This is a genomic window from Bradyrhizobium sp. TM233, from assembly GCF_036247965.1.
GTDB lineage: Bacteria > Pseudomonadota > Alphaproteobacteria > Rhizobiales > Xanthobacteraceae > Bradyrhizobium > Bradyrhizobium ottawaense.
The window spans coordinates 18,478-38,895 of record NZ_BTIG01000028.1; the positions used below are offsets into that span (position 1 = coordinate 18,478).

Below are 20,418 nucleotides of genomic sequence, written 5' to 3' on the forward strand. Positions count from 1 at the left end.
GGAAGCAGGCTGATGCATACAGAGCTCTATACAGACGGGATTGACGAGGTCACAATTGGCGGGTCGATCGTGCGAGTGGACCTGGTCAGTCTGTCACCCACGGAACGTGATGCCAACAACGCGCCCAAGAAAGTCTTTCGGCAAAGGCTGATCTTTTCCGCGGAGTCGTTCGCGAACTCTGTGGAGGTGATGCAGAACGCGCTTCAGGGTCTGGTCGATGCCGGCGTCGTCCAGCGCTCTCGGCCCAGGGCGCCGATGGTCGCGCCACAGACGAGCGCGCGAGTCGAGCCTGCCTCGTCAGTTTCGGACAATCCACGATCTCCCAATGTCTCAACCAATTTCCGTTGAAATCGAGAGGTTCGAACCGGAGCTGCCCTCGTCGGAGGACGAACCGGGTCGGGCTGCTCAAACCGCCCTTGAATGCCTGTCCAGGATCGCTGCCCATCACGGCATCGATCTACCTCCCGACCGGCTGCGGCACGCCTATGCCGTCGACGAGGCCGGCATCTCGACCGATCTCTTGCTGCGCATGGCCCATGATGCGGGCCTTCGCGCCCGCACGGCGCAGCTCGATTGGAAGGCGATATGCCAGCTCGGCGAAGCCTATCCGGCTCTCGTCCAGCTCTCGAACCTCAATTGGGTCCTCGTGGTCGGCGCCGGGCCGGAACGCGACGCTGTAACGGTCTTCGATCCTCTGGCGGAGCGGAGGGGAGAGCACCTGCTGGTCGATGCGGATCGCTTTTGCGCTATGTGGTCCGGAAAGGTGGTTCTGTTCAAGCGCGAGAGCGCTCCATCGCAGGGCAAGAGGCCCTTTGGGCTGCGCTGGTTCATACCTGAAATGCTGCGGGAGTGGCGGCTCTTTTCCGACGTCGCAATTGCTGCGGTGTTCCTCTATGCGCTCGGGCTGGCGCTTCCGATCTTCTTTCAGCTCGTCATCGACAAGGTTCTTGTCCACGAGAGTCTCACGACGCTCTACGTGCTTTCTGCTGGCGCGATCCTGGCGCTCTGCTTCGACGCCGTCTTCAGCTTCTTGCGGCGGTACCTGCTGCTCTATGCCACGAACAAGATCGACATTCGGGTCGCGACCAGGACGTTTCGGCATCTTTTGGGACTTCCGGTAACGTTCTTCGAGCGCATCTCGGCTGGCGTGTTGGTGAAGCACATGCAGCAAGCCGGACGAATCCGTGAGTTTCTGACCGGCCGACTGTTCCTGACCGCCTTGGACGCGCTCTCGCTTTTCGTCTTTCTGCCCGTTCTGGCGCTATACAGCATCAAGCTGACGTGCGTCGTGCTGGCCTTCACCGCCATCAGCGCGAGCGTGATCGCTATCTTGATGGGACCGTTCCGACGGCGGCTCTACCAGCTTTATCAGGCCGAAGCCGGGCGCCAGGCGCTCCTCGTCGAGACCGTGCACGGCATGCGTACCGTGAAGTCGTTGGCCATGGAGCCCGGCCAGAGCAGGACATGGGACGATCGTTGCGCGCAGTCGGTCTCGATGCGGTTTGGCGTCGAAAAAATCTCGGCGGGCGCTCAGGCCTTGACCGGTTTCCTCGAGAAGATGATGACGCTCGGCATCGTCGCACTTGGTGCGCTCGATGTCTTCGGCGGCGAGATGACGATCGGCGCACTTGTCGCCTTCAACATGCTGGCGGGACGCGTTTCGGGGCCGCTGGTGCAGATGGTGACCATGGTGCACGAATATCAAGAGGTTGCGCTCGCCGTTAAGATGCTGGGCGAGGTTATGAACAGGGAGCTGGAACGAGACGGTCGTCGCGAGGGCCTGCGGCCGGACTTCGCCGGGCAGATCGAGTTTGAAGACGTCACGTTTCGCTATGGCGAGGGAACGCCGGCGCTGGAAGACGTGTCGTTCTCAATCGCTCCCGGCTCGATCTTCGGAATTGTCGGCCGGAGCGGTTCGGGCAAGACGACACTGACACGCCTTATTGCGGGAATGTATCCGGTTCAGCAGGGATTGGTGCGCATCGACGGTCACGATTCGCGCGAGATCGATCTCGCCCATCTGCGGCGGAATCTCGGGATCGTGCTCCAGGACAATTTCCTGTTCCGGGGCACAGTGCGCGAAAATATCGCCTGCGTGAAGCGCGACGCCCCATTCGAGGAGGTGGTCCGGGCGGCTCAGCTCGCGGGCGCCGACGAGTTCATTGAGCGGCTGCCGAGGGGGTTCGACACGATGCTCGAGGAGCAGGCATCGAACCTGTCGGGCGGGCAAAAGCAGCGGCTGGCCATCGCGCGGGCCTTGATCGTCAATCCGCGTATTCTGATCCTCGATGAGGCCACCAGCGCGCTGGACTCCGAGAGCGAGGCGATCATTCGTCGCAATCTGCGACGGATCGCGGAGGGACGGACCGTCATCATCGTATCTCATCGGCTTTCGATGCTGTCGGACGCAAGCCAGATTTTGGTGATCGACCGTGGACGGATCGTCGATGTGGATCGTCACGACGCACTGCTCTCGAAGTGCACCTTCTACAGGCATCTCTGGAATCAGCAGACGAGGCAGATCGCATGAGCGCGGCTGAAAAGACCAGGGCTGAAGCGGCCCCGGGCAGATCCGGGCCTCCGTCCGGTTTACGGACGAGACGCCGGCTCTTGAGGTCCGCGCCCGCAGGTCCTCGCATTGTCTCGCAATTTCAGTCAGACGCAGCCGAGATCGAGCAGCTGATGCCACCGCGTGTCGGACGGATCACGCTCTATTGTGTCGTCGCCCTGATCGCTGCGGCGGTCACATTCGCATGCGTGTCTCGCGTTGATATGATTGTGACTGCGCAGGGCAAGTTGATCACGACGCGTCCCAACCTGGTCGTGCAACCGCTGGAAACGTCGGTCATTCGGGAAATTCGGGTCAAGGCCGGCGAAGCCGTTAATCGCGGTGACGTGCTTGCGGTCCTCGATCCGACATTCTCTCAAGCCGATCTTGCCCAACTGCGCGGCCGCCTGGCGGGTCTCGACGCCTCCATCGGCCGGCTTCGAGCCGAGTTGGATGGCACGGACTACGGCGTCGATGAGACGGCGAACGCCGACCAGGCTCTGCAGAGAAGGGTATTCCTCCAGAGGAAGGCGGCTTACGACCTTCAGATCCAGAACTATGACGCGCAGATTGCGTCCGCAGAGGCCAATCTAAAAACGGCTCAGAACGAGGAGTTGGTCCTGGCCCAGCGGCTGGACACGATGCAGTCCATTGAAGCCATGCGAAATGCGTTGATGGCCAAGGAGGTCGGCTCAAGACTGAACTTCCTGCTATCACGGGATGCGCGGTTGGAGGTCGAAAGCAACCTGGCGCGGGTCCATGGCAGCATCGTCGATAACACGCATCGCCTGGACAAGGTCCATGCGGACCAGAAGGTGTTCGCCGCCGAGTTTCGCCGCGCTGCCTATCAGGAACTGGTCGAGACGTTACCAAAGCGCGATGGAACTGCCGAAGAGCTCAAAAAGGCGGAGCTCCGCCGGCAACTGATCGTGCTGAATGCACCGGCGGATGCGGTGGTACTCGACATTGCCAATCGGACCGTGGGTTCGGTGGTCCGCGAGGCCGAGACTTTGTTTGTGCTGGTTCCTCGGGACGAGACGCTCCGGGCGGAGGTCAACGTGGAGGGGAGGGATATCGGGCAGGTGGCGGTCGGGCAGGCCGTCCGAGTGAAGTTCGATGCATTTCCATTTCAGAAGTACGGCACCGCTACTGGCGAGGTCGGAGTCATTAGTCAGGACTCATTCTCGCCAGAGGTGAAGGCCGAAGGTGTGCGCCGGTCATCAGCTCCCTATTACCGCGTACTGATCGATCTGCGGGACACGCACCTTCGGCTGCCGTCCGAGCGCGCCCAGTTGATGCCCGGTATGGCAGTCACCGCCGAGATGAAGGTCGGACAGCGAACGGTGATTTCATATTTCCTCTATCCCCTGCTTCGCGGCTTGGATGAGAGCATCCGGGAGTACTGAGCCGAATTTACAATGGTGTACTGGAAATGATGATCAGTCCGAATTCTGGTGTGAAATTCATAGTGCCCGCTGGAGCGAAGGGGCCGTTATCAAACTCGCCCCTTGTGAACTACGCGTTGCGGGGGCTTGAACGGTGCTGGTTGCCCGCGGAGCGTCGTTGGTCGCATGTTTATCACCTCGACCGGCCCGCTTCGCCGAACGAGTCGCTGCCACATAGCGACGTGTTCTACACTCTCAACGTCTTGCTTGGGATGTCGCGGGTCGCGAAACTTCCGGCTGATATTGATCTCCCGGAGATCTTCTATCGAAATGCCATTAGGCTTACCGCGCTCCCCGTGCGCAAATATGCGTTCGGCATGGCGCTGTGGGCCGCCGCCGAGCTCCGCCTTCCCGTTCCGGAGCCAGTCAGGCGCGAGCTGAAAGCGGTTTTCTCGGATCAGTCGCGGTGGCAGGCTTTTCGGGCGCAGGATCTTGGCATGCTGCTGACGGGTGTCATCGCCCAGGCGAGGGAAGGCGAGAAGGAGTGGCTATGCTTCGCCGACCCGCTCTACCGATTCCTGAAGGAGCGTTTCCATGGCGATTCCGGATTATTCTTCGACGCGCCGTCCGGTTTCCGTCGCCGTTTCGCATCATTTGCGACGCAAACCTATCTCTCCATCGCCTGCTACCAGTACGGGGAATTCACCGGCGATGCGTCCGCGCTCGTCATGGCCGACACTTGCGTGCGCGATCTGATCGCGCTTCAAGGCCCACAAGGCGAATGGCCGTGGTTCTTCGACGCGATGAGCGGCCGCATCCTCGATTTCTACGAGATCTATTCGGTCCATCAGTATGGAATGGCCCCCGCGCTGCTGGAATGGGCCGAGCGCTTTGGACGACGGGGAGCGCGGGATGCTTTGGTCAGGGGATTCAACTGGGTGCTGGGTCACAACCAGCTGGGTCGGACCATGCTCGTGCCTGAACTGAGCCTGACGATCCGTTCGCAGGTCCGAAAGGGTGAACTGACGACCAAGGCGCCGCGGGTATTGCGCGCGATCAAGAACGTCTGGCTCGAGAACGGGGGAGAGCTGATCGACAGCCAAGATGTGGGAGTTCGGCTCGAGTGCCGCAGCTACGAGCTGGGTTGGATTTTGTGGTCATTCGGTCGGCGTACCGACTTGCAGGATCTCAGTCACCACGTCGCATTCGAACAGTCAGCGTGCCCGGCCGGCAGCGAGCCGCGGAGCAACGGCAGCGCGCTCGGCTAGCGATTCCAGACAACCGTGCCCTCTCTCCGAAGTAGGGCCAGCATCTTGGTCGTTCGATGGCTGCGAACCGCGCAGAGCACGGCAATCGCCTTGAGGCGGGCGCTTATCCCATGGAGGCGTCCGCTCGTCAGTACAGTGATGGCGCCGACCGCCGGTGATGCGAGGACGAGCAGGGCCGTGGCAAACCAGCGCAGCTGCCAGCCGCGCGCCGCCTGCGCCGTGTTGCGGTAGTGCGCGATCTGGCGGTCCCATTTCGCGTAGAGCTCTCGAAGAGAGCGCCGGGCAGGGTGAAACACGACCATCCCGGGAACGTAGCGGAATTCGTGGCCGGCGCGGATGGCCATTTGTCCCCATTGCATATCTTCCGCGAACTGAATGCCCGGGAAAGGTCCGATCTTCGCAAAGTCGGCGCGGCGAACCGCAAGATTTGCCGTGACGGAGTAACCGTGCCTGGTGACGTACAAGCGATTGCGAAAGCCAAAAACGCTTTCGTAGGCTTCGATCGCGGTGAAACGCCCTTCGACGGCAGGCCTGATGCGGACCTCTCCGCCAAGGATCGTCGCCGGCCCGACCTGCTGGAACGCCTCATGGATCGCGGTCAGCCAGTCCGGATGAGCCCGGCAGTCGGCATCCACAAAAGCGAGGATATCGCCTCTCGCGCAAGCCGCGCCTGCGTTTCGCGCCGGACCAGGGCCGGGATGCGCTTCGTGCTCCAGCCTGGCGCCGGAATGGCCGGCAATGACGTCTATGGGCGACACGGCCGAGCCGTTGTCCACCACGATGACCTCGAACAAGTCCCGTGACAGGGTCTGCGCATCCAGGCTTCGCAGACAGGATTCCAGGGCGTCGGCCTGATTGAGATGGGGAATAATGACCGAGATCATTTGTTGATGCCTCTATTTAATCCTCCCCGGCCTACGGCATGCCCGCCGGCCGATATTTCCGCGTCCATCGAGGAGGTTGATGCATTTAATCCTTGCAATTAAATGTTAGCGAATTATTATCGTTATTATAATCTTAAATGCAACTTAAACAAATTGCGTTTTGGAGGTCGGTTCAAATGCGTGCATCGTTCCTGGCGTGCCCAATCGACCTGCTGACAATGGCGGAAACCGTCGAGCTCGCGCGCGGCGCCATGCGGTGCCGCCGACGGCTGCAACATGTCGCGCTGAACGTCGCCAAATTTGTCAACATGCGATCGGATCCCATGCTCGCGGCCGATGTCGCCAACAGCGACATCGTCAGCATCGACGGCATGGGAATTCTCTGGGGCGCCCGAGCCCTGGGTTTGCCGGCGAGGTCACGGGTCGCCGGCGTCGATCTCCTGGCCGAGTTGCTCGCGGTATGTGCGCAAGAGGGTTACAAGCCCTATTTCCTGGGAGCCACTCCCGCCGTCCTGCATCAGGCAATGCAGCATGCGCGAGAGAGATATCCCTCACTCGTCTTCGCGGGCTGGCACGACGGTTACTTCAGGCCGGAGCAGGAGAGGGACGTCGTGCGGGACATCCAGTCCAGCGGGGCCGATTGTCTCTTCATCGGCATGCCTACACCACGGAAAGAGCGCTTTCTCGCCGTCCATCGTGACGAGCTCGGCGTACCCTTTATCATGGGCGTGGGCGGAGCGTTCGATATCCTTGCGGGCACCGTTCAGCGCGCGCCGGCGCGGATTCAGAGGCTGGGCCTCGAATGGCTTTACCGCATCTATCAAGAGCCCGGGCGGATGTGGTGGCGATACGCCACAACGAACACGTTGTTTGCGAGCATCCTGGTGCAAGCGCTCGTCAAGCAAGCGTTAGGGCATACATTTGGCACGCCGGGCGCCGTGCCGCGGGGCCCGAGCCGGATCGGAGGGTGAGACGTGCGGAAGCATTTTTTCATCCTCTTGGGAACCCGACCAGAAGCAATCAAACTCTTTCCGGTCATCAACCGACTCAAGGCCGAGAACCGCAAGGACATTTCGCTGACGATCTGTGCGACGGCCCAGCATCGACAGTTGCTTGATCAGGTCCTCAAGCTTGCCAAGGTAGTTCCGGATTTTGATCTGAACGTCATGACGGCCAATCAGACGCTGGATCATCTGACGGCCCGGTTGCTCGGAGAAATCGGTGAGCTCCTCGACAAAGTGAAGCCTACCAGGGTCATTGTCCAAGGCGACACGGCGACCGCCATGGTCGGCGCGTTGGCGTCCTATTACCACCGGATACCGGTTTCGCACATCGAGGCGGGACTGCGCAGCGGCGACATCTTCGCTCCGTGGCCCGAGGAGGTGAACCGCAAGATCGTCGGGTCGATCGCCGATCAGCATTTCGCCCCGACAGAACGCGCGGCGCGCGCGTTGCGCTCTGAAAACGTCTCGGACGACCGCATCCACGTCACCGGCAACACGGTGGTGGACGCGCTCATCCTCGCGAAAGCAATGGTCGAAGCCGATCCGGGGCTTTCGTGCCGCTGGGACGGTATCAAGAAGCGCCACGGCAATCGGCGCATCATTCTGGTGACTTGCCACCGCCGGGAGAATTTCGGCGGCGGTGTCGTCAACATCGTGAACGCGTTGGAAACGATCCTGTGCAGGGAAGACGTCGCTGTGGTGCTCCCCGTGCATCCGAATCCGAATGTCCGCGACTTGTTTGCGGCCCGGTTATCGGATCACCCGAGGGTCGTCCTCATTTCTCCTCAGGAATACACGGACTTCGTGAGCCTGCTCTCGTTGTCCCACTTGGTCCTGACGGATTCAGGTGGCGTCCAGGAGGAGGCCCCCACCTTCGGTAAACCAGTCCTGGTGATGCGCGATACCACCGAGCGTCCTGAGGGGGTGGAGGCCGGGACGGCGCGCCTGGTCGGTGCGAACTACGACAAGATCGTAGCCGAGACATTTCGCTTGCTCGACGATGACGAGACCTATGCCGCCATGGCCCGTTCGCATAATCCGTTCGGTGACGGGCACGCGAGCGAGCGTATCGTGAAGGTGCTTCTCGATGCCTGAATTTCAGAAGATCAATGTCATTGGACTTGGCTATATCGGGCTCCCGACCGCAGCGCTGATTGCGAGCCGGGGACTGCAGGTGGTCGGTATCGACACCAATGAGCGCATCGTCGATACGGTCGCATCCGGAAAAATTCACATTGCGGAGCCCGATCTCGATGGTCTCGTTTCCAAGGTCGTATCGAGCGGTGCACTGACGACCTCCACCAAGCCGCAGCCTGCCGACGTCTTCATCATCGCAGTGCCGACGCCGATCGACCGCGAAAACCGTCCAGACCTTTCAAGCGTCAATGCCGCAGTCGACCAGATCGTCGACATCCTTTCGCCGGGCAATCTCGTCATCCTCGAATCGACGTCGCCGATCGGGACCACCGAGGCCATAGCAAAGCGAATCGTCGAACGCAGGCCGGATCTGCACATAGGTGTCAACGGCAAGGAAGACGGAGCGATTTACATCGCCTATTGTCCGGAACGCGTGTTGCCGGGGCGGATTCTGACCGAGCTTATCAACAACGACAGGTGCATAGGGGGAATTACGCCAACCTGCACGCGGCGTGCTCAACGCTTCTACAAAATGTTTGTTCGCGGTGCCTGCGTGGGGACCACGGCGCGTGCAGCCGAGCTGGTCAAGCTGACGGAAAACGCGTTCCGCGATACCAATATAGCATTCGCGAACGAGCTCTCGTTGATTTGCGAGAGGTTCGACATCAATGTCTGGGAAGTGATCGACATCGCCAACCGCCATCCTCGCGTAAACGTATTGCGGCCAGGACCGGGAGTAGGCGGGCACTGCATTGCGGTCGATCCCTGGTTCATCATCGACTCCGCACCAGACCTCGCTCGGGTGATGCGAACAAGCCGGGAAGTCAACAACGCCAAAACTCAGAGGATCATCGAACGTACAGAGGCGCTGATCGACGATCATCCCTATGCAAACGTCGCTTGTTGTGGATTGACCTTCAAGGCCAATGTCGACGATTTGCGTGAAAGTCCTGCCATGGAGATCGCCACGCATCTAGCGGCAAAGTACGGAGAACGAGTCAAGGTCGTTGAGCCGAACCTTCGCCGTCTGCCGCCTCAGTTAGCCGATCACCGTGTTGCTTTCGTGAACATTGAGGAAGCTCTGCGCAGCTGCGAAATCGCGGTTCTCCTCGTCGACCATGACGAGTTCAAGATGGTGCCCCTATCGGAGCGCCGACATCTCGACGTCATAGATACCCGGGGCATATGGCAGGACATGCCAGCACGGACCTAATGCCCGGCGCGAAGTGGTCGCCGGCAATGGAGTGATCTGAGGCCTACCTTCTGGATGCATCGAGGTTAGCATGCGAGACAGTCAACTGGGAATCGGCGTTGTGGGGTGCGGCTATTGGGGCCCCAATCTCGTCCGCAATTTCTCGATCAATCCTGCCACCCGCGTCGTCGGCGTGAGCGACCTCCACCCAGGGAGGCTCGGCGCGATGAAGCAGCTTTACCCTGCCGTGGAAACGACCTCTTGCTATGAAGATTTTCTGAAGGACGTCCGTATCGATGCAATCGCTATCGCCACGCCGGTGCATACGCATTACGAGCTGGCGATTGCGGCGTTGAGAGCCGGAAAGCATGTTCTGGTCGAAAAACCCCTCGCGCCGAGCGTTGAGCTCGTGACTCGCTTGATCGAGGAAGCAGATCGGCGCGGGTTGACGCTCATGGTCGATCATACCTTCCTCTACACGCCGGCGGTCCAGAAGATCCGGGAACTCCTGCTGAGCCGAGAGCTTGGCGACATCTACTACTACGACAGCACGCGCGCGAGCCTCGGGTTGTTTCAAAAGGACGTAAATGTGATCTGGGACCTGGCGGTGCACGATATCTCGATCATCCACCATATCCTCGATGAAGCGCCGATCGCCGTCTCGGCAACCGGCTCGTGCCACGTTGCCGGCTCGCCGGAGAATATGGCGCACATCACGCTGTTTTTTGCCGACGCATGCGTGGCCCACGTCAGCGTCAATTGGCTGTCGCCCGTCAAGGTGCGCCAGACATTCATCGGTGGCAGCAAGAAGATGATTGTCTACGATGATCTCGAGCCGACCGAGAAGATCAAGGTCTATGACAAGGGAATTACGCTCGACGCGCCCCCCGAAGATGCACATCAATTTCGGATCGGATATCGCGCCGGCGACATGTGGGCTCCGCATATCTCGCCCACGGAGGCGCTACAGACGGAGGTCGAGCATTTTGTCGATTGCGTGCGCACCGGTGGCCAACCGATTTCCAGCGGCGACTCCGGACTTCGCGTGATCGAAGTTCTGGAAGCGGCATCGTGCTCGATCGCAAAACAGGGGGCGCCGGTATTGCTGCGCGAGCCTTACGGAACCCGGCAGCGCGCCAGAGCGATAGCATGACGCGCGCCGCGACCCAGCTAACTTGACCGACATGACAGACGACGCAATGAAGTCCGTGCAGCGCTCCATTCTGTTTTCAGCGCTCGACCGTTACGTCGGCCTGCTGCTGGTCTTTGTCGCGACCGCCGTGCTAGCCCGTTTGCTGTCCCCGGAAGAGTTTGGCATCTATGCCGTCGTGAACGCCGTCACGTCCATCATCGCGGCCTGCTTCCAGGAATTTGCAGGTGCAAGCTATCTGATTCAGAAGCGAGAGTTGTCGCGCGCGAGCGTGCAGACCACGTTCACGATTACCCTCATGATTTCGGCGGCCACGGCTTTCGTGCTGTTCGTGTTTGCGCAGCCGATCGCGCGCTTCTTCGAGCTGGACCGCTTAGGCCGAGGGATCGAGGTTTCCTCGCTAAATCTTCTCTTGTTGCCGTTCTCCGGAACCATAGCCGCATTGTTCCGTCGTGAGATGCAGTTTGGCGTGCTCGCAATCTGTAACCTCGCGGCTGGTACGACGATCGCTGTCGTTTCGGTCGCCCTCGCAATGGCCCACTTCAGCTACATGGCCCCGCTCTGGGGAGGGGTGGCGGGCAACGCGGTGCTGGCCGTGATGCTACTGATATTGCGGAGGGATTTCGGTGCGATGCGGCCATCCTTGGTCGATTGCCGAGAGATCGTCGGCTTCGGCCTCTACTCGGGCGCGGTGAGCGTTGTAAATGTGTTTTTTGGCCTGGCGCCCCAGCTGTTTCTGGCGAGAGTGCTCGACTTCACCGCTGTCGGTCTTTACAGCCGTGCGACCGCCTCGACACAGATATTCGACAAGCTGGTCACGCAGGTGATAAGTCCGGTCGTCATGCCGGCAATCGTTGCGCGAAGCAAGGCGGGTGGTGATCTCAAGGCCGTCTATCTCGAGGCCATCCAGTTGCTCTCCGCCGTGCAGTGGCCGTTCCTGGTATTTATGGCGATCATGGCCCGGCCAATCATTCTGATCTGGCTCGGCCCGACGTGGCTGGAGATCGTCCCGCTCGTGCAACTGCTCTGTATCGGCAACCTTGCGCTTTTCGCGGCCTGCCTGACCTACCCGATGTTTGTTGCGGTCGGAAGGGTGCAGGACGCCCTGATCTCGTCGCTAATTTCGCTGCCACCATCACTTCTGGTGATCCTGGGCGCATCGTTTCTCGGCGTGCACGCCGTTGCGGCGTCCGCTCTTGTGACATTGCCATTTCAGGCAGCAGTTGCATTCTATTTTCTGGGGCGGCAACTCGGCCTTCGGCCCGCCGAATTTGTACGCCCCCTGCGGAGAAGCGGAGCTGTAACGGTTCTGGTGATTGCCGGTGCTTCTATTTGTGCAGTGCTGACGGAAGCTGGAGGCCTTACCTCGGGGGCTGGGTTGGCGTCAGCCTTCTCCGTGGCTGTGCTGTGTTGGTGGCTTGGACTGATGGTCACTGGGCACCCGCTCTTGCAGCAGTTTCACTCCGCCGCAGCCGGCTTGGCGAGAATGGCGCCGGGGCTGTGGCCTTCGCGGACGGCGCCATAGCGGTTCTACGACATCATTCGGAGTGCGGGACATGCCTATTACACAAGACGTAGAACTTGGTCGCGATGTCCGTATCCTCCACCCGGAACTGGTCAATCTGTACGGCTGCACAGTTGGCGATGAGAGCAGGATTGGAGCTTTCGTCGAAATCCAGGCGGGAGCAAAGATTGGTGCGCGGTGCAAGATATCTTCGCACAGTTTTATCTGCGAAGGCGTCACGATCGAGGACGAAGTGTTTATCGGTCATGGCGTGATGTTCACGAACGACAAATATCCGAAGGCGACGACCGCGGATGGTCGTCTTCAGCAAGCTTCGGACTGGACATTGCAGCGCACTCACGTCGGCAAGGGGGCCGCCATCGGTTCCAACGCCACCATTCTATGCGGTGTCACGATCGGTGCGGGTGCGGCCGTTGGCGCGGGCTCGGTCGTGACGAAGGATGTTGCCCCGGGTGTCACCGTCGCGGGAGTGCCCGCTCGGACCATGTCCGCAGTCGGAAGCACGGCCGTCGCCGATTGTGCCTTCATCAGCGAGTCTCACAGACCAGATTGAATTGGTCGGCATTTATTTGTTGAAATGTCGCTTGATTAATTATTATAATGCGAGTTAATTATTTAATTATGATGTAGTCCAATCCAAGGTTTGAATCTTGATACCCTTCCTGGATCTGAAAGCCCAATACTGTCAAATCAAGCCGGAAATCGACGCCGCGGTGGCACGAGTCGTCGGCAGCGGGCATTTTGTGCTCGGGCCGGAGGTGGCGGCGTTCGAGGGGCGTTTTGCGGAATATTGCCGGACTGCGCGTTGCCTCGCAGTGAATAGTGGGACCTCTGCGCTCCACCTTGCGCTGTTGGCGGCGGGCGTCGGGCCGGGCGATGAAGTCATCACGGTATCCATGACCTTCGTGGCGACAACCGCAGCGATACTTTACAGCGGCGCCAAACCGGTTTTTGTCGACGTTGACCCGGTCACGTGGACGATGGATCCCAGCCTTATCGAGGCTGCAATCACACCTCGAACCAGAGCCATTCTGCCGGTTCACCTCCATGGATTAATGGCCGACATGGATCCCATCATGTCGATTGCGCAGCGTTACGGTCTGGTCGTCATTGAGGACGCCGCGCAGGCGCACGGCGCGGAATACCGGGGACGCCGCGCAGGTTCGATCGGGGATCTGGGGTGCTTCAGCTTTTACCCAGGCAAGAACCTGGGTGCGTTCGGGGAGGGGGGGGCCGTCGTTACTGATCGGCCTGAATTCGCGCGCCGCGTGTCGCTGCTGCGGGACTGGGGGCAGGAGGCGAAATACGACCACGTCATTCCCGGGTACAATTATCGCATGGACGAGATCCAGAGCGCGATACTGAATGTCAAGCTGGACTACATCGAGCGCTGGACCGAGGCCCGCCGATCGATCGCAGAACGATACAACGAACTGCTTTCAGAGCTTCCATTCGCGCGTCCGCGACCGCCCTTGGACTGCCGCCACGTTTATCATGTCTATTCGATCAGATTGCAGCGGCGCGACGACGCGCTCACATTGTTGCGGGAGGCCGGCATCGGTACAGGGATTCACTATCCCATTCCGGTGCACCTGCAGAAGGCCTATGCTGAACTCGGTTATCGGGCCGGTGATCTGCCGGTAACCGAGATGCTTGCGAACGACTTTCTCTCCCTTCCCATTTATCCGGAACTGCTGCCGGACCGGGCGACCGAGGTTGTCTCCACGTTGAGAAACGCCGGAGCATTGCGACCCAGCGAAGCCGCCAGCAACGGGGCGCAGCAATCACAAAGCTTCACAACAAGATCCTGCAACAGGAGGGCGTCTTGATTGAGCTCAAGGGAAAGCGCGTTCTGATCACTGGCGGGGCAGGGTTCATCGGCTCCCACATCGCCGATTTGCTCTGCGATGAGGGTTGCATCGAGATCGTTGCGCTCGACAACATGGTCAGAGGCCGCCCCGAAAATCTCCGGCGTGCGCTCGGTCGTGGACCGGTGAGACTGGTTCACGGCGACATACGCGATCGCAAGCTGATGGAAGCCTTGGTGAAGGCTGCCGACATCGTGTTTCACCAGGCCGCACTCCGCATCACTCATTGCGCGGCGGAGCCCCGCATGGCCAAGGAGGTCATGGTGGACGCCACCTACGACCTCCTGGAGATGTGCATCAAGCACGACATAGAGAAGGTCATCGCAGCGTCCTCGGCCTCCGTATATGGCATGGCCGAGGAGTTTCCGACAACCGAGCGACAAAATCCGTACAACAACCGGACTCTATACGGGGCCGCCAAGGCGTTCAATGAAGGGCTTCTGCGCGCCTTCAACGACACATGCGGCCTCGACTACGTGGCATTCCGATACTTCAACGTCTATGGCAGCCGGATGGACATGCACGGACGGTACACCGAGGTCTTGATCCGCTGGATGGAGCGGCTGGAGGCCGGGTTACCACCCGTTATCTTTGGTGATGGCGGTCAGACGATGGATTTCGTTCACGTCCGCGACGTCGCGCGCGCCAATATCCTTGCGGCCAGGGCGAAGATTACCGACGAGGTCTTCAACGTCGGAAGCGGTACTGAGACCAGCCTGACGCAACTGGCTACGGTGCTTGCGTCGGTGATGGGACACCGCGGTCTGACTCCCGAATTCGCGCCTGAGCGCTCGGTCAATCCGGTGCCGAGGCGGCTGGCATCGACAGGAAAGGCCGAGCGTCTACTGGGGTTCCGCACCACGGTTTCGCTCGAGCAGGGGCTCGCCGAGCTCGTGAAATGGTGGCGATCAGAGCGCGAACTCGCTTCGGATCGTCAGCGGCAGGTGGCGGCATCGTGATCCCGATCGCAGCTCCGTTGCTTGCGGACGAAGAAGCCGACGCTGCGCGCGCCGTGGTGCTGTCGGGCTGGGTATCGCAAGGTCCGCAGGTGGCTGCGTTCGAAGACGAGTTCGCCGCGCTTGTCGGCGCCCCGCACGCCTGTGCCGTCGCGAATTGCACGACCGCGCTGCAGCTTGCCTTGGCCGCGCTGGGTATCGGCAGCGGCGACGAGGTGATCACGGTCAGCCATTCCTTCATCGCAACGGCGAACGTGATCCGACATCAGGGCGCCACTCCAGTTTTCGTCGACATCGAGCCCGAGACATACAATCTGGATTGCGCTCGGCTGGCTGAAGCCATCACCGAGCGCACACGCGCGATCATCGCGGTGCATCAGATGGGCATGCCGTGCGACATGGCAGCGCTCATGGCTGTGGCGCGTCGCCACGGGATCGCCGTGATCGAGGATGCGGCTTGTGCCGCCGGATCGCAGATCTGCATGAACGGGCAATGGGAGGCGATCGGCAAGCCGCATGGAGACATTGCCTGCTTTTCATTTCATCCGCGCAAGGTGATCACGACTGGTGAGGGAGGAATGCTCACCACCTCCGATGCCGAGCTCGATCGCAAGTTCAGGCTTCTACGTCAACACGGGATGAGCGTTCCGGATATCGTGCGTCATGGTTCGCGGCGTGTCATTTTCGAAGAGTACGTCCTCGTCGGTTACAATTATAGAATGACGGATATGCAGGCCGCGATCGGGCGCAAGCAGCTCGAGCGGCTTCCGCAGCTGATTGCGCGGCGGCGCGAGCTGGCATCCCGTTACGCTGAACTGCTTGGAAATATTGAGGGGCTGCGGTTGCCGTTCGAGCCGGCGTGGGCGCGATCGAACTGGCAGAGCTACTGCGTACGCTTGCCCGATCGATTGGATCAGCGGACGATCATGCAATCGCTGCTCGATCAGGGCATCGCTACGCGCAGGGGCATCATGTGCTCCCATCGCGAGCCGCCCTATGCCGGCACGGCGTCGCGCGATGATCTGCGGCAATCCGAGCTAGCTCAGGATCACGCGATCCTCCTTCCACTCTATGCGCAGATGGACGGCGCGGATCAGGATCGTATCGTGGATGCGGTGAAGGCTGAACTTGCCCGCACGAACCACGGCGCCGCCGTGGCGAGTCACGAATCGGTCTGCCGGGATATCTTATGAGCCGGATCTGGTGCGGCCCTGTCTGATCGAGGGGCGATCGATTTTGCGGACAGCACCGCAGAGATTCGCGCCCGATCGTTGTCGTCTTCGGCGGAAGCCAAACCCATCCAACGCCGGTATTTTCGCTGCACCTTATAGTTGGCAAGGCTGGCCGTGCATCGGCCGGCATCTGCCAATCGTCGGCTGGTTGAGGGCTTGCTGCGTAGGGCATGTAGATAGGTTTGCTCTATCGTTTTCGCCGCCTGCGCGAGGCTGAAGCGGTGCTCCACCAGCCGCCGGCCGAATCCGCCAAGCTCCTGACGGAGCGACGCAGAGGCCAGGATGGTCTCGAGAGCCGATCGAAGTGCGCTGGCGCCGGCTCCACGCGAGCCCTTGCCCAATCCGTACCAGCCTTGTTGCAGGAAGGTCGGTGCACTCTCGGGCGTCAACAGCTCGCTGAACCCGTCCTCGCCAACGACCACCAGCGGCTTTCCAAAGGCCATTCCGCGCAGCGCCGAACCACCCTGGCCAATGATGACGTCCGCGGCAGCATAGCCAGGCCGTGGATCGGACATCTCGCCCACCAATACGACGGCGTTCCGGCCGACCAGCGAGTTAATTCTGGCCGCACGCGCGTCGACGCTCAGTCGTGCCGGTCCATTACCAATGATCAGAAGCCGCACTGGCAGGCCGTCGAGCGCTATTTCGCCGACGGCATCGCAGGCCGACAGCAGCCCCTCAAGTTTAAGGTTCGGCACAAGTCGACAGACCATCGCGATGACGACCTCGTCCGGGCCGATATTCTGAGCCTCGCGAAAGCTCGTGCCATCGATGAGGGGATGGTCGGACTTCGTATCGACTGGCGGCTCGAGCAACGTAACATCCCGATGTCCTGCAGCGATTGCAGCGCGACGGATCATCTCCGTGCCCACGGTCAGAGGAACGCTGCGCGGCAGGAAGGAGGGGACGGACATCGACATGACCGTTCCCACCACGGCAGCCCTCGTCGATAGTCCAACGCTCAGAAAAGCTTCGACAATGGGGGGCCATTCATGACCGTGCACCACGTCTACGGCGCGTTCGTTGACGATGCTGCGGAGCATCTGGCTAACACGAGGCGAGGGGCGGGCCCGATGCCGGGGAATCTCGATATGTCTGAGACCCGTCTCCCTTACTCTATCCAGAAGAGGGCCAGTCTCTGCCGCCACGGTGACGTCATGACCGAGGTCTCGAACCGCCTCGGCGAGCTGGACTGCGTTGAGCTGCGACCCTCCCAGTTCCATGGAATGCGGATAGACCAGCACGTTCATGCGATGGGATTCTCCGGGTGTCGCGCCAAACGCTGACCAACCTGACATTGGTGAGAACCATATCGCGATATAATCCAAATTTAAATAATAATAAATGTCGACCCGTCCAAATTCGGTTATATACTCTGTGCGGATTTAAACGCGAGACCCGCTTTTGACCTCCACCGGGGACCCCGATGCGATGAACGAGCATGCTGCCCGGCATGTGGCCCGCCAAGACGGCGGTCGCCCGCCTCGCGTACTGGTCGCGATTGCAAGCCATGGAACCTCGAATGACCGCTATCTCGAGCGGGTCATCCGGGAGTACGGGTCGATGTCCCTCGTCGTTGATATCGTCGTGCTGTCAAACATCGACAAGCGCGCGAGAACCGGGGTGGAGTGCATTGTTGGCCTGCCGGACAGGAACCCGTGGTCCCTGCCGTTCGCGCACAAGAAGCTGTTTGCTGAACGTCGCGATCAATACGATCTGTTCATCTACTCGGAAGACGACATCCTGATCACCGAGAGGAACATCCGGGCCTGGCTGGATGCAACGTCGTTTCTATCTCCGGACGAAGTTGCCGGGTTTCTGCGGGTTGAATTCGGCGAGGACGGCGAGCGAAACTATCCTGATATTCACGCGCACTTTCACTGGGATTCCTCATCGGTTAGGCGGCGCGGCGACTATATTCTGGCGCATTTTACCAACGAGCACGCCGCCTGCTTTGTCCTTACCCGGAAGCAGCTAGGCAACGCCCTGCGTTCGGGCGGCTTCGATGTAGCTCCGCATCAGGGAAAGTATGATCTGGCCTGTACGGCCGCGACGGATCCATACACGCAATGTGGTTTGAGAAAACTGGTGCCAATCTCACACCTGGAGGATTTCACCGTGCATCACCTCACCAACCGGTACGTCGGCCGGATGGGGATCGGGGAGGAGGAAATTGGCAGGCAGAAGGCGATTCTGCTGCAAATCGCGGACGGACGGCGCACGCCCTACTCGTTGCTTCCAACGGAGACGCGCCTTCGCCGCGCGAGCTTTTCCAAGGACTATTATGAACCTGAATCCGAGGCGACGATCGCGCTCGTGCCGGCATCGGCGCGTAGCGTGCTTTCGATCGGCTGTGGTTCTGGCAAAACGGAAAAGCGGCTGCAGGCGCGAGGCCTGCACGTCACCGCGATTCCGCTCGATCCAGTGATTGCTGCCGGCCCCGCCGGGGACGGAATCGAGATGATCTACGACGATCTGGACAGTATCGGCTCCAATCGAGACACTTACGACTGCGTTTTATGTCTCAACCTGTTGCACCTCGCTCCGGATCCGCGAAAGCTGCTTCTCAGGCTGCGATCGCTCATGCACGAGCAATCGCTAGCAGTGATCCAGATGCCCAACACGATGTCCCCAAGGGGCATTCGGTCTTATCTCGGCGCGAGTCTCCAGTCCGGGCGCTCCAGCGGCTACGAGGCTGTGGGCGCTCATTTCGCTTCGGGACGCAAGCTGGCGAGTTGGTGCGTCGATTCAGGCCTGCGAATCGAGGCGATGTTCGGAGTTCCAGCGGATCCTGGCGATGGATTGTTTGGCATGACCTCCCGGCTGGGCAGGCTCGCGCCTAGGTTTGTTTCGCTCGGGCTTGCGGCCTCGATCATCATGACCGCGTCCGGGGGAAGGCAAAGCACTGACAGGGTAGCCAAATTGACGGCCTCGCCTCAGTCAAATCGCCCGGCCGGCGAGGTCCGGTCCGGTTAAAAACGGTTCGCATTTAATTGTGGTTTGATATTAAATGATATATAATCATGAAATGGCAGAAAGAGAATTTCGCGTGAGAAATCGATGATTTCGCTCGGGGCAACCACGATCGGCGATCGGCTTGCCGTCCTTTCGGCCAGAGGCCCCGGTTTTGATCAGATACGACTTGTGGCCGCTCTCATGGTGGTTGGGCACCATGCTTGGTGGGGAGTCAATGACATCCTCTACCGGTTCAGCGGCGGATTCATCCAGTTCGGCCTGTTTGCAGTCGTCATTTTCTTTTGCGTCAGCGGCTTCCTGCTGGCGCCTGGCCTGGCCCGATCTGGCGATCTCGTCCGGTTCGGCGTGAACAGAGCGTTGCGTATCCTGCCCGCACTGTTCGTCGTGGTCATCGCATCGATGTTCGTGCTGGGGCCCGCCCTGACGACATATTCGCTAGCCGACTATCTCGGCAGTGCCGAGCTTTACCTGTATCTGAAGAACGCCGTGACCCTGATGTCCCACTACCTGCCCGGCGTGGTGCGGCATGGACACGAAGTGCAGGTCAACGGACCGCTATGGACGCTCAATATCGAAGTCTGGTCCTATGCGGTGCTGGCGGCGATGAGCGTGGCGGGCTTTCTCCGCCGACGTGTGCTGACGATGATCAGTTTCGCCCTGGTCTATCTTACCTATGTTGGGCTGGCGCTCTCGCCATCGCTGCATGCGGCCTGTCCGCAGCGGCTCTCGGATTTCATCGGCCTCTTCGTCTACTTCATCGCCGGCACGACCCTCTACCTCTACCGTGAAAGCATCCCGTTCTCCGGAATCGGGGCCGCAGCCGCCGTGGGGGGCACGCTGATCGGTCTTGCGAGCGGGCTGGGCGCGGTGGCGGTGCCGCTGTGTATACCCTACGTCGTGGTCTATCTCGGACTGTCCGAGGTCGCGAGTCGAGTGCCACTCAAGTACGATCTGTCCTACGGCGTATACCTGATCCATTCACCGGTCATATTGGCGTTCCTGACGCTATTCGATCTCGCGGCTGGCTGGCAGTTGGCCCTGCTGTCGGCATCAGTGACTCTCGTTCTGGCGTATGCGTCCTGGCGATTTGTCGAAGCGCCGGCGCTGAGGCAAAAGGCGTGGGTTTCGCGTTGGCTGTCGTCGCAGATTGCACGTCTAGGCAGCCGACGCGGCGTTGAGAGTCAGGCCGCCGTGCGCCGCGATCAGCCGAGCAACAATCTGACAGGAACCATCGAGGCCGGCGCAGCGGAGTGAGACGACACCAGCACCTGAGCTCAGGTTCGAGGGTGATAG

General features: G+C 60.4%; 17 protein-coding genes. 15 read left to right on the plus strand and 2 right to left on the minus strand.

All coding sequences use genetic code 11. From position 1 onward, the window contains the following. Positions 1–12: 12 nt before the first annotated feature. Genes AABA86_RS31435 through AABA86_RS31450 form a run of 4 tightly spaced genes read left to right on the plus strand, consistent with a single transcriptional unit; the run spans position 13 to position 5,201 of the window. On the plus strand, positions 13–348 hold the full coding sequence (locus AABA86_RS31435) for a hypothetical protein (protein WP_338309543.1): 336 nt from the start codon (positions 13–15) through the stop codon (positions 346–348). Continuing rightward, the gene (locus tag AABA86_RS31440; RefSeq protein ID WP_212252396.1) at positions 326–2,530 is read left to right on the plus strand and encodes a peptidase domain-containing ABC transporter; all 2,205 of its coding nucleotides are present in this window, start codon (positions 326–328) and stop codon (positions 2,528–2,530) included. The genes AABA86_RS31435 and AABA86_RS31440 overlap by 23 nt, the downstream gene beginning before the upstream one ends. Beyond that, a complete protein-coding gene (locus AABA86_RS31445; protein WP_445083498.1) occupies positions 2,527–3,954 on the plus strand; it encodes an HlyD family type I secretion periplasmic adaptor subunit in 1,428 nt (475 codons plus the stop codon). The genes AABA86_RS31440 and AABA86_RS31445 overlap by 4 nt, the downstream gene beginning before the upstream one ends. Before the next feature lie 26 nt (positions 3,955–3,980). Further along, complete coding sequence (locus AABA86_RS31450) at positions 3,981–5,201, plus strand: hypothetical protein (protein WP_338309545.1); 1,221 nt, start codon at positions 3,981–3,983, stop codon at positions 5,199–5,201. Here AABA86_RS31450 and AABA86_RS31455 read toward each other — a convergent pair. Continuing rightward, on the minus strand, positions 5,198–6,085 hold the full coding sequence (locus AABA86_RS31455; RefSeq protein ID WP_338309546.1) for a glycosyltransferase: 888 nt from the start codon (positions 6,083–6,085) through the stop codon (positions 5,198–5,200). The two genes, AABA86_RS31450 and AABA86_RS31455, sit on opposite strands and share 4 nt — an antisense overlap. A gap of 176 nt (positions 6,086–6,261) precedes the next feature. Here AABA86_RS31455 and AABA86_RS31460 point away from each other — a divergent pair, with 176 nt between their 5' ends. The 9 genes from AABA86_RS31460 (at position 6,262) to AABA86_RS31500 (ending at position 16,110) form a co-directional block, all read left to right on the plus strand. Continuing rightward, entirely contained in the window at positions 6,262–7,056 is a 795-nt protein-coding gene (locus AABA86_RS31460; protein WP_338309547.1) for a WecB/TagA/CpsF family glycosyltransferase, read from the plus strand. A gap of 3 nt (positions 7,057–7,059) precedes the next feature. Continuing rightward, positions 7,060–8,184: a non-hydrolyzing UDP-N-acetylglucosamine 2-epimerase gene (gene wecB / locus AABA86_RS31465; RefSeq protein ID WP_212252390.1), complete on the plus strand. Its 1,125-nt coding sequence runs from the start codon at positions 7,060–7,062 to the stop codon at positions 8,182–8,184. Beyond that, positions 8,177–9,439, plus strand: a complete 1,263-nt coding sequence (gene wecC, locus AABA86_RS31470) for a UDP-N-acetyl-D-mannosamine dehydrogenase (RefSeq protein ID WP_338309548.1) — start codon at positions 8,177–8,179, stop codon at positions 9,437–9,439. The genes wecB and wecC overlap by 8 nt, the downstream gene beginning before the upstream one ends. A gap of 70 nt (positions 9,440–9,509) precedes the next feature. Next, on the plus strand, positions 9,510–10,571 hold the full coding sequence (locus AABA86_RS31475) for a Gfo/Idh/MocA family protein (protein ID WP_338309549.1): 1,062 nt from the start codon (positions 9,510–9,512) through the stop codon (positions 10,569–10,571). Between the two features lie 31 nt (positions 10,572–10,602). After that, on the plus strand, positions 10,603–12,093 hold the full coding sequence (locus tag AABA86_RS31480) for an oligosaccharide flippase family protein (RefSeq protein ID WP_338309561.1): 1,491 nt from the start codon (positions 10,603–10,605) through the stop codon (positions 12,091–12,093). Positions 12,094–12,124: 31 nt separating this feature from the next. Then, a complete protein-coding gene (locus AABA86_RS31485) occupies positions 12,125–12,646 on the plus strand; it encodes an acyltransferase (RefSeq protein WP_212252384.1) in 522 nt (173 codons plus the stop codon). 97 nt (positions 12,647–12,743) lie between these two features. Next, a complete protein-coding gene (locus tag AABA86_RS31490) occupies positions 12,744–13,922 on the plus strand; it encodes a DegT/DnrJ/EryC1/StrS family aminotransferase (protein ID WP_338309550.1) in 1,179 nt (392 codons plus the stop codon). Continuing rightward, complete coding sequence (locus AABA86_RS31495; protein WP_212252380.1) at positions 13,919–14,920, plus strand: NAD-dependent epimerase/dehydratase family protein; 1,002 nt, start codon at positions 13,919–13,921, stop codon at positions 14,918–14,920. The genes AABA86_RS31490 and AABA86_RS31495 overlap by 4 nt, the downstream gene beginning before the upstream one ends. Further along, positions 14,860–16,110, plus strand: a complete 1,251-nt coding sequence (locus AABA86_RS31500; RefSeq protein ID WP_338309551.1) for a DegT/DnrJ/EryC1/StrS family aminotransferase — start codon at positions 14,860–14,862, stop codon at positions 16,108–16,110. Before AABA86_RS31495 ends, AABA86_RS31500 begins: the two co-directional genes overlap by 61 nt. Here the strand turns inward: AABA86_RS31500 and AABA86_RS31505 are convergent. Further along, on the minus strand, positions 16,080–17,399 hold the full coding sequence (locus tag AABA86_RS31505) for a glycosyltransferase family 4 protein (protein WP_338309552.1): 1,320 nt from the start codon (positions 17,397–17,399) through the stop codon (positions 16,080–16,082). The genes AABA86_RS31500 and AABA86_RS31505 overlap by 31 nt on opposite strands. Positions 17,400–17,580: 181 nt before the next feature. On the opposite strand from AABA86_RS31505, the gene AABA86_RS31510 reads away from it, so the two are divergent. Beyond that, a complete protein-coding gene (locus tag AABA86_RS31510; RefSeq protein ID WP_338309553.1) occupies positions 17,581–19,125 on the plus strand; it encodes a class I SAM-dependent methyltransferase in 1,545 nt (514 codons plus the stop codon). 84 nt (positions 19,126–19,209) lie between these two features. Further along, positions 19,210–20,379, plus strand: coding sequence for an acyltransferase family protein (locus tag AABA86_RS31515; RefSeq protein WP_338309554.1), 1,170 nt, complete (start codon positions 19,210–19,212; stop codon positions 20,377–20,379). Positions 20,380–20,418 lie beyond the last annotated feature (39 nt).

Excerpts from the sequence above, each read along its gene's own strand:
- AABA86_RS31435 (WP_338309543.1), top strand. The coding sequence starts at position 13 with ATGCATACAGAGCTCTATACAGACGGGATTGACGAGGTCACAATTGGC.
- AABA86_RS31440 (WP_212252396.1), top strand. The coding sequence starts at position 326 with ATGTCTCAACCAATTTCCGTTGAAATCGAGAGGTTCGAACCGGAGCTG.
- AABA86_RS31445 (WP_445083498.1), top strand. The coding sequence starts at position 2,527 with ATGAGCGCGGCTGAAAAGACCAGGGCTGAAGCGGCCCCGGGCAGATCC.
- AABA86_RS31450 (WP_338309545.1), top strand. The coding sequence starts at position 3,981 with ATGATGATCAGTCCGAATTCTGGTGTGAAATTCATAGTGCCCGCTGGA.
- AABA86_RS31455 (WP_338309546.1), bottom strand. The coding sequence starts at position 6,085 with ATGATCTCGGTCATTATTCCCCATCTCAATCAGGCCGACGCCCTGGAA.
- AABA86_RS31460 (WP_338309547.1), top strand. The coding sequence starts at position 6,262 with ATGCGTGCATCGTTCCTGGCGTGCCCAATCGACCTGCTGACAATGGCG.
- wecC (WP_338309548.1), top strand. The coding sequence starts at position 8,177 with ATGCCTGAATTTCAGAAGATCAATGTCATTGGACTTGGCTATATCGGG.
- AABA86_RS31475 (WP_338309549.1), top strand. The coding sequence starts at position 9,510 with ATGCGAGACAGTCAACTGGGAATCGGCGTTGTGGGGTGCGGCTATTGG.
- AABA86_RS31480 (WP_338309561.1), top strand. The coding sequence starts at position 10,603 with ATGACAGACGACGCAATGAAGTCCGTGCAGCGCTCCATTCTGTTTTCA.
- AABA86_RS31485 (WP_212252384.1), top strand. The coding sequence starts at position 12,125 with ATGCCTATTACACAAGACGTAGAACTTGGTCGCGATGTCCGTATCCTC.
- AABA86_RS31500 (WP_338309551.1), top strand. The coding sequence starts at position 14,860 with ATGGTGGCGATCAGAGCGCGAACTCGCTTCGGATCGTCAGCGGCAGGT.
- AABA86_RS31505 (WP_338309552.1), bottom strand. The coding sequence starts at position 17,399 with ATGAACGTGCTGGTCTATCCGCATTCCATGGAACTGGGAGGGTCGCAG.
- AABA86_RS31510 (WP_338309553.1), top strand. The coding sequence starts at position 17,581 with ATGAACGAGCATGCTGCCCGGCATGTGGCCCGCCAAGACGGCGGTCGC.
- AABA86_RS31515 (WP_338309554.1), top strand. The coding sequence starts at position 19,210 with ATGATTTCGCTCGGGGCAACCACGATCGGCGATCGGCTTGCCGTCCTT.